The organism is Pseudomonas sp. SST3 (assembly GCF_003325755.1).
On sequence record NZ_QORI02000052.1, the window covers coordinates 1 to 8,168 of the forward strand.

The following is an 8,168-nucleotide window of genomic DNA, read 5'->3' on the forward strand; positions in this document are numbered from 1 at the left end:
ACTGGTACTTGGATGGCCACTCAAGCATTCCAAGAGTCAGGCTGCGTAGGATCTTTTTGTAGGCAAGAACTGCTTCTTCCGAAGCTTTCTCTTCGTAGATCTGAGCGACTGAGCCAGCGAAGAAATCTGCAACCTGAACCAAAACGTTGTCCTTACTGGCCATCGTCTGGAAGGCATCCTTATCGCCAAATAGGTCGTCCACGAATCGTTCTGCAACGTAGCTTTTTAAGCTCTCCTGAAATTCCTGGCCACCATGCTCGTCTACGATCATCTGGAGGTCAGGGTATGCGCGGAACAAACGTTCATAGAGCAACCCGTTCACGTATTTTATGAACGAGGTCTTGATACGGAGGCCGCCGTCTTTGTGAATTCGGGACTTATCAACGACGGTGAAATAGAGCTTGAATGGCAGCTCAGCTAGCTCGTTGAGGATTCGGGCACGGCGATCTGAATCCTTGGGCTTCAGATTGCTGGATTTGATCTCGCCTGTTTGAAAATGACGCATGCGGAGTGCTTCAGCTTGGACATAAGCAGCTTCTAGGTCTTTCTCTGCCACCAGAATGGAGCACACGATGAAGAAGCCTGAGCTTCCTCCCTTTGACGTATCAAGGTCGGAATTCCCGGACTCATCCACGAAGGCATAGGTTCTGTCCATGAGCTTGCTCCATCAACAACGTGCTGAGCGCAGTGGGTCGCCCAATGGCAAGGTGGCGAACTCAGTTCGTCGCAGTGGTAGTGCCTGGAGCGGGGCCTTCGCTGAACGTGTAGTTGATGACCACGTTATTACGGATCAAAACGTCGAGCGTTTTCTGAGTGCCCGTAGTCGTCACCTTCATGGTGACCACGTAGCTTTGGGCATGGGCTGAGCCGTTTGTGTAAGGTATAAACCCACTTCTCGTCAGTCTCGCTGACTGCGCTCTTGGCGTAGGGCTCACCGAACAGCGACCTCAACTCAGTAGTCGTCGTTTTGCCTTTGGTGATGCTCGCTACACTGGCCGACGGAAAGTCTCGTCCTGCGGTGTAGTGGGACGTAGCGCAACCGCCAAGTGCGACACAGATTCCCATTACTGCGATGAGCTTTTTCATATCCATCCTTGATCGTAGAAAGCTCCAAATCTAGCTGGCATCGAGGCTAAAAGCCATCAACAGGTAAACCATAAAGCACTCCCTCATCGCGACTCAGATTGGCTAGGTGGTCTTCAAACGTCATCAACCGGTCGTCTGGAAGGGCGCACTGATGGTACTGTGCAGTGTCAGAGTGATGTCACATGGAAAGTGCCCGTGCTCCCTTACCACTCCCACAATTAACGTGTGACGTCATGCCTTCTACCGATGATTTTCGATTTAACGCTCATCACCTTCTGATCGATTTAGATGCAACCACTAATCATCTAATGATGCTCGTTGTCTCTCGCGAAGTGACGGGGAGCGGTTGGGACGAAGCTTTAATCCGCCACAAGCAAAGCATACGAAGCTTGGGCATCCATTCTGCCTGGAGCTCAAACAGATCCGATGTATGTGCTAGATGCAAGGCCGCCGGGCGAGCACAGTGCCACTGCAAAATAGATGCAACCTCTTAGCATCCATTCGGCATTCTATGAAGCACGCAGGCCCCATGCTGATCTCGCGCTGTTAGCAGTAATCTAAGCGTTACTGGAAGGACAGCGGAACCGAACCACGTCACCATCTAAAACGCGCTAGGGGGAACATGGACGTCGAATCTTTGACGAAGCAGATCACGCTAGTTGGCGCCGTGGTTGCGGCTTGCACCGGCGTCTGGAGCCTCTGGCTGCAAATGCGTGGTAAGCGCGACCATTACTCTGTCGGCACAGGAACGGTACGCCCTGAGATCATCAGAGAAACGATGATTCATGTTGTGAGTCATAGTGATCACCCGATCTATCTCGCGGATTACGGATTTATCGATCCAAACTTCAAGTTTTCCTCAATTCCTATGGAGCAGGAGCTGCACGATTTTCAAGACAGTCATGTGTACACCCGTGGCGGCAGCAATCTTGAGAAGCGCAGCGACTTCTTCGAAATTGGCTACATTCGGCGCGACACTCCCATCGGTGCATTCGCAAGAACTGTTACTCAAACTAGGCCCTGCATCGGATTTGCCTACGATACGCCGGCATGGAAGAAGCTGTGGGTTCGTACCCTGCTTTTGGTGAAAGGGCGAGGGTATTTGCGATGATCTCCTTTCCCCCCGGAATCCGCTGTGCTTGATTATCAAGCCAGCGGTTCTTCAGACAGCGCTGTCAGCCCGTTCGAATGTAAATCCTTACACATATAGCAAGCCGAGCCAGGGCAAAGCCCTCTGAACTGCTCTGTCTGAGAAATCAGAGGCGGCGCAGAACCTCGTTGATTTACTGCATAGCCCTGCTGCTCAAAAAAGCCTGACGCAGTTGTTGTCAGCAAATGAAATCGAGCGATTCCCTGCTCGACGGCTATCGCTTCAATGACCCGAAGCACCGCGACACCGACCCTTTTCGATCTGTATGCCGGCTCTACGACCATGGAGCGCAGCAATCCATCTGCTCCATATGTTTCAAACCCACCCCATCCGACACTCTTTCCGTCCATGGTGAACTCAAAAAAGGTTCGGCCTGGAAGATCAATATCGTCTGCTGGAAGGTCAGCAGATTTCAGCGCATCGCGAAAGCGCTGCCACTGTCCTCCGGCTATTTCCTTTGCCTGGATCCTCATCTCCTTGCTCATCCCTTTATCTCCTTTGTGCCGCTTTGTATGGGCCGTCACCGCTCAAGCCGAAGCAGCAGTCATCATATTCGCTTTACCGAATATTCGAAAAATCGTATATTCGATTTTCCATATGCATCGAGTTCAACCATGAGCCCTGCTATCAAAGTGCTTTTCGTGTGCGTTGCCAACTCAGCCCGCTCCCTGCTTGCGGAGGCTTTGCTGCGGCACACTGACCCGAGCTTCGAGGCCTTCAGCGCCGGTTCCGAACCGTCTGAGGTTGATCCGCGCACGATTCAGGCATTGGAGGCAGTTGGAGTCGATGCAACGGGCCTGCGCAGCAAGTCCATCAGCGAGTTTCAAGCTGATCGATTCGATTACGTAATCACTCTTTGCGATAAATCCGCAAGCGAGTGCCTACCAATGCCCAGTGTAGGTGAAGTCATTGCCTGGGATTTTCCTGACCCAGTAACGAGCGATGATCCCGGCGCATTTCGCCATACGCTCCACGACATCCACGAGCGCATCAAGCTCTTCGTTATGGTCAAGACCAAACACCTGGAGGATCTATGACAGAACCCATGACCCCCACCACCTTATTCAAATGCCTGGCGGATGACACCCGAGCAAAAATTTCGCTGCTTGTCGTGAGTGAAGGTGAGCTGTGTGTTTGCGAGCTAACGGCAGCACTCGACCTGAGTCAGCCGAAGATTTCTCGTCATTTGGCCCTGCTGCGCTCTGCCGGATTGCTGTTGGATCGTCGCCAAGGCCAATGGGTGTACTACCGACTGAATCCTGATTTGCCCGCGTGGGTGACGGCAGTTTTGAAGGAAGTGGTAGACGCCAATCAGCAATGGCTGGAAACCGAGGCTAAGCGCCTCTGCGGCATGAACGACCGTCCGATCAACCAAGCCGTGTGTAGCTGAGTCACGCCCAACCGGATTAACGAAATGCTGATTGCCGTATTGATCTTTATCGCCACCATCGTCCTTGTCATCTGGCAGCCCAAGGGGCTTGGGGTTGGCTGGAGTGCGATGTTCGGTGCCATCGTGGCGTTGCTGGCAGGTGTCGTTACCCTTGCCGACATACCAGAGGTTTGGCGCATTGTCTGGAATGCCACTGGGACTTTCATCGCGGTCATCATCATTAGTCTGCTGCTTGATGAGGCAGGCTTTTTCAAATGGGCTGCGCTGCATGTGGCCCGGTGGGGAGGCGGGAGCACCCGCAAGCTGTTCGCATTTATCGTCCTGCTGGGCGCAGCGGTGTCGGCCCTGTTCGCCAATGACGGAGCAGCATTGACCCTCACACCCATTGTGATCGCGATGTTTGTTTGGCGTTGCGTTTTTTCTCCTGCTGTCTACGTTGGCATTCGTCATGGCAGCTTGGYTKKTTTTATCGCCGATACGGCGAGCTTACCGCTGGTGGTTTCCAACCTGGTCAACATCGTCTCTGCCGACTACTTCGATATCGGCTTCAACGAATATGCTTCGATCATGGTGCCGGTAAACATCGTCAGCGTGGCAGCGACATTAGCCATGCTGCTGTGGTTTTTCCGCAAAGACTTACCAAAGACCTATGACCTTAACCAACTGGACAATCCGGACGAGGCAATCCACGACCGGGCGACTTTGTAGCCGGTTGGTGGGTGCTGGCACTACTGCTGATCGGCTTCTTTGTCATTGAGCCATTGGGGGTGCCAATCAGCGCCATTGCAGCGGTCTGTGCATTCATTCTTTACGTCATCGCGGCTCGTGGTCACGCCATCAACACAAGCAAGGTGCTCAAAGAGGCGCCATGGCAGGTGGTGATTTTTTCTTTGGGTATGTATCTGGTTGTTTATGGCCTGAAGAACGCCGGCCTGACCGACCACATCGCGCAGATCCTGAACGTGTTCGCCGGTTATGGCGTTTGGGGCGCGTCCCTTGGTACAGGGCTGCTAACAGCGTTGCTGTCTTCGATCATGAACAACATGCCCACCGTTCTCGTAGGCGCCTTATCCATTCATGCCGCCGAAGTCGATGGTGTAGTCCAGCAAGCGATGATTTACGCCAACATCATCGGCTGCGACTTGGGCCCGAAGATCACCCCAATTGGGAGCTTGGCAACTCTGTTGTGGCTGCACGTGCTCGCACGGAAAAACATAACGATCAGTTGGGGTTATTACTTCAAGACCGGGATCGTGCTGACCGTGCCCATCCTCGTCGCCACATTGTCCGCCCTGGCACTGCGCCTCAGTTTCTGAATCAAGGAATCGCCTGATGAAAGTCTTGTTCATGTGCACCCACAACAGCTGCCGCAGCATTCTGTCCGAGGCGCTTTTCAACCACTTGGCGCCCGAGGGTGTAGATGCGGTCAGCTCAGGAAGCTTTCCCAGTGGCCGGGTGAATCAACGGGCATTGCAAACGCTTGAGGCGGCGGGTATCTCCACTGCGGGCTTGAGCAGCAAGGCTTCGGATGCTTTTGAAGGCTCGCCTCCAGACATCGTGATCACTGTCTGTGACCGGGCAGCGGGTGAGGCATGCCCAATCTTCTTTGGGCCAGCTTTGAAGGCGCATTGGGGTCTGGCCGACCCGTCTGACGCTAGCGGGTCGGAAGCCGAGATCACCGCAGCGTTCGAAACCACACTGGCCAAAATTCACGAGCGCGTGAGCGCATTTCTTGCGCTGCCACTGAAGACCATCAGCGCTGAACAGTTGAAAGCTGAACTGAATCGCATCAGTTCGCTTTAAAGATCAACCGAGGCGGTGCCCAATCTGGCGCCGCCGTAGGAGTTTATATGCAAGACACATTGCCGAACGTACACGCCGACCTGATCGACATTCCGTCGTTGGAGCAACTGGAGCCGCGTACACCGTCACTCCATAAGCCTAGAATCTTGCTTCTGTATGGATCGACGCGAGAGCGCTCTTTCAGCCGGTTGGTGACTCAGGAAGCAGCACGCTTGTTGGAGGAGTTTGGCGCCGATACCAAAATCTTCGATCCCTCGGGTTTGCCGCTGCCGGACGATGCTCCGGATACACATCCTAAGGTCGCGGAGTTGCGCGAACTCATGCAATGGTCTGAAGGACAGGTGTGGTGTTCGCCTGAAAGGCACGGCTCCATGAGCGCAGTATTCAAGGCCCAGATCGACTGGGTTCCGCTTGCGATTGGTGCTGTTCGACCTACGCAAGGAAAGACCCTTGCAGTAATGCAGGTTTGTGGCGGCTCGCAATCTTTCAACGTGGTCAACCAACTACGGGTATTGGGGCGGTGGATGCGCATGTTCACCATCCCAAATCAATCTTCGGTGGCCAAGGCGTTCACCGAGTTCGACGAGGCAGGCCGTATGAAACCGTCCTCGTACTACGACCGACTGGTGGACGTGATGGAAGAGCTGATGAAGTTCACGCTGCTGTTGCGGGGTCGCCAGGACTACTTGGTTGATCGCTACTCCGAGCGTAAAGAGTCAGCTGAAGAGCTGTCCAAGCGCGTCAACCAGCGCTCCATTTAACTCACCGCGAGGAAACGGTATGAGTCAGATCACGATCTATCACAACCCGCAATGTGGCACCTCTCGCAATACCTTGGAGCTGATCCGCAACAGCGGAGAAGAGCCGACGGTTATCGAGTACCTACAGACCCCACCTGACCGCACCTCGCTTGTCAGGTTGATCAAGGAAATGGGTATTGAGGTGCGGGCCCTGCTTCGTATTAAAGGCACTCCCTACGAGGAGCTAGAACTCGGCGATACGTCACTGACTGATGACCAGCTCATCGATGCCATGATCGCTCATCCCATCCTGATCAATCGCCCCATAGTCGTGACACCTTTGGGCACACGCTTGTGTCGCCCGTCAGAAGCTGTGCTCGATTTGTTACCGCAAGAGCAGCGTGGGAGTTTCGTCAAAGAGGACGGCCAAGTGGTCATTGATGAGCACGGTCGCAGAGTCTGATACGACGACGGTGAGGTGCCGCGATTGAGCCTGGAGGATGCTGGTGAGTCAGAATTCGAAACTTGATGTTGTGGTCATTGGCGGTGGCCAATCCGCACTCACCGTAGCCTATTTTTTGAGGCGTACAGGTCTTTCCTACGTATTACTCGACGCCGAGTCAGCACCGGGAGGGGCCTGGCGGCATGGGTGGGATTCTCTCCGACTATTCTCGCCGTCTGCTTGGAGCTCAATTGCCGGCTGGCCCATGCCAGCAGTACCCGAGGGGACTCCTGGGCGGGACGATGTTGTCGACTATCTAACTCAGTACGAACGCCGATATGACTTCCCCATCATCCGTTCCACGCGGGTGACCCATGTCGAGAACATCGAAGGTGGGTTGCGCGTTTTTTCCGGGGATACTTTCTGGGATGCCAAAGCGGTCATCAGTGCAACAGGCACGTGGAGCAGTCCGGTTATTCCCACCTATCCAGGGAAGGAGCTTTTCGAGGGGCAGCAAATCCATTCCGCTCACTACGTTGGGCCGAGTGAGTTCGAGGGGAAGGCAGTGCTGGTCGTCGGCGGTGGTAACTCGGGTGCCCAGATTTACGCCGAAGTTTCGGAGGTGGCTCACGCAATCTGGGTGACTCAGCAAGCGCCAAAGTATCTTCCAGATGAGGTCGATGGCCGCGTCCTGTTCGAGCGGGCCACTGCTAGATTGAAGGCGCAACAAGAAGGGATGGAGCCTCAACAGCCCGTTGGAGGGCTGGGAGACATTGTGATGGCGCCACCGGTAAAGGAAGCTCGCGAACGCGGCGTGTTGAACGCGGTACGGCCATTCATGCACTTCACCTCAACGGGCGTTGTATGGCCATCGGGGGCCGAGACGAAGATCGATGCAGTCATCTGGTGTACTGGATTTTCTCCAGCGCTCAACCACCTGGGCAACCTGGGTATCGTTGACGATGACGGTAAAGTCGCCGTGAATGAAAACCGGAGTGTTGCTTCACCTAATCTGTGGCTGGTGGGCTACGGCGATTGGACGGGGCTTGCCTCTGCAACATTGATCGGAGTAACCCGCACCGCTCGAGATGTAGTCAACCAAGTCCAAAGCTATCTCACTAGCGAATCCTGATGGCTCGCGACGCCAATCGAGTGTGCCTACTGTGATGCGACTTCAAGCTCAGGAAAGAGAATAGGCTCCAGTGGAGGAGTTGCCGGGCACAACCCGAGTCGCCAGTAGCCGACGTCGTGCCATTTCCCAAGCTTGAAGCCTACCTCCGGATATGTACCGATATGGACGAATCCCAGCGACTCGTGCAGACCCACACTGCCTTCATTGGGCTGCGCGATTCCGGCATAAGCTGCACGAAACCTTTGCTTTTTGAAGAGTCGGAAGCAAGATCTCATAGAGTTCACGGCCAACGCCCTGACGGCGAGCCGATTCAGCTACGTACACCGTCACGTCCACCCCCACCGGTAGGCCGGACGTCGCGCGGTGCTGACAGGCATAGGCGTAGCCCTTGATCTCCCCACCTTCTTCGGCCACCAGGTAGGGAT

General features: G+C 54.6%; 9 protein-coding genes and 3 pseudogenes. 8 read left to right on the forward strand and 4 right to left on the reverse strand.

Annotated features, from left to right (window positions below):
- Together DQ405_RS22795 and DQ405_RS28350 are read right to left on the reverse strand one after the other, a co-directional pair.
- Positions 1-655, reverse strand: a 655-nt coding sequence (locus DQ405_RS22795; protein ID WP_168426243.1) for a DUF3800 domain-containing protein, incomplete at its 3' end; no start/stop codon positions are given.
- 61 nt (positions 656-716) lie between these two features.
- A pseudogene (locus DQ405_RS28350) lies at positions 717-1,086 on the reverse strand (hypothetical protein).
- Positions 1,087-1,708: 622 nt separating this feature from the next.
- On the opposite strand from DQ405_RS28350, the gene DQ405_RS22800 reads away from it, so the two are divergent.
- Positions 1,709-2,197: a hypothetical protein gene (locus DQ405_RS22800; protein ID WP_168426244.1), complete on the forward strand. Its 489-nt coding sequence runs from the start codon at positions 1,709-1,711 to the stop codon at positions 2,195-2,197.
- 35 nt (positions 2,198-2,232) lie between these two features.
- Here DQ405_RS22800 and arsN2 read toward each other — a convergent pair whose 3' ends face one another.
- A complete protein-coding gene (gene arsN2 / locus DQ405_RS22805) occupies positions 2,233-2,721 on the reverse strand; it encodes an arsenic resistance N-acetyltransferase ArsN2 (protein WP_168426245.1) in 489 nt (162 codons plus the stop codon).
- Between the two features lie 129 nt (positions 2,722-2,850).
- On the opposite strand from arsN2, the gene DQ405_RS22810 reads away from it, so the two are divergent.
- The 7 genes and pseudogenes from DQ405_RS22810 (at position 2,851) to DQ405_RS22840 (ending at position 7,743) form a co-directional block, all read left to right on the forward strand.
- Positions 2,851-3,273, forward strand: coding sequence for an arsenate reductase ArsC (locus DQ405_RS22810; RefSeq protein WP_168426249.1), 423 nt, complete (start codon positions 2,851-2,853; stop codon positions 3,271-3,273).
- On the forward strand, positions 3,270-3,626 hold the full coding sequence (locus DQ405_RS22815) for a metalloregulator ArsR/SmtB family transcription factor (RefSeq protein ID WP_105753668.1): 357 nt from the start codon (positions 3,270-3,272) through the stop codon (positions 3,624-3,626). The genes DQ405_RS22810 and DQ405_RS22815 overlap by 4 nt, the downstream gene beginning before the upstream one ends.
- Positions 3,627-3,650: 24 nt before the next feature.
- Positions 3,651-4,942 (forward strand): annotated as a pseudogene (locus tag DQ405_RS22820) (arsenic transporter).
- Positions 4,943-4,958: 16 nt separating this feature from the next.
- Positions 4,959-5,429 (forward strand): arsenate reductase ArsC, encoded by a 471-nt coding sequence (locus DQ405_RS22825; RefSeq protein WP_168426246.1) that lies wholly within the window; start codon positions 4,959-4,961, stop codon positions 5,427-5,429.
- A 47-nt stretch (positions 5,430-5,476) separates the two neighbouring features.
- The gene (gene arsH, locus DQ405_RS22830; RefSeq protein WP_159936669.1) at positions 5,477-6,190 is read left to right on the forward strand and encodes an arsenical resistance protein ArsH; all 714 of its coding nucleotides are present in this window, start codon (positions 5,477-5,479) and stop codon (positions 6,188-6,190) included.
- A 19-nt stretch (positions 6,191-6,209) separates the two neighbouring features.
- Complete coding sequence (gene arsC / locus DQ405_RS22835) at positions 6,210-6,632, forward strand: arsenate reductase (glutaredoxin) (protein WP_168426247.1); 423 nt, start codon at positions 6,210-6,212, stop codon at positions 6,630-6,632.
- Between the two features lie 37 nt (positions 6,633-6,669).
- The gene (locus DQ405_RS22840) at positions 6,670-7,743 is read left to right on the forward strand and encodes an ArsO family NAD(P)H-dependent flavin-containing monooxygenase (protein ID WP_168426248.1); all 1,074 of its coding nucleotides are present in this window, start codon (positions 6,670-6,672) and stop codon (positions 7,741-7,743) included.
- Positions 7,744-7,769: 26 nt separating this feature from the next.
- Here DQ405_RS22840 and DQ405_RS22845 read toward each other — a convergent pair.
- Positions 7,770-8,168: pseudogene (locus tag DQ405_RS22845) on the reverse strand (N-acetyltransferase family protein); the annotation flags it as partial.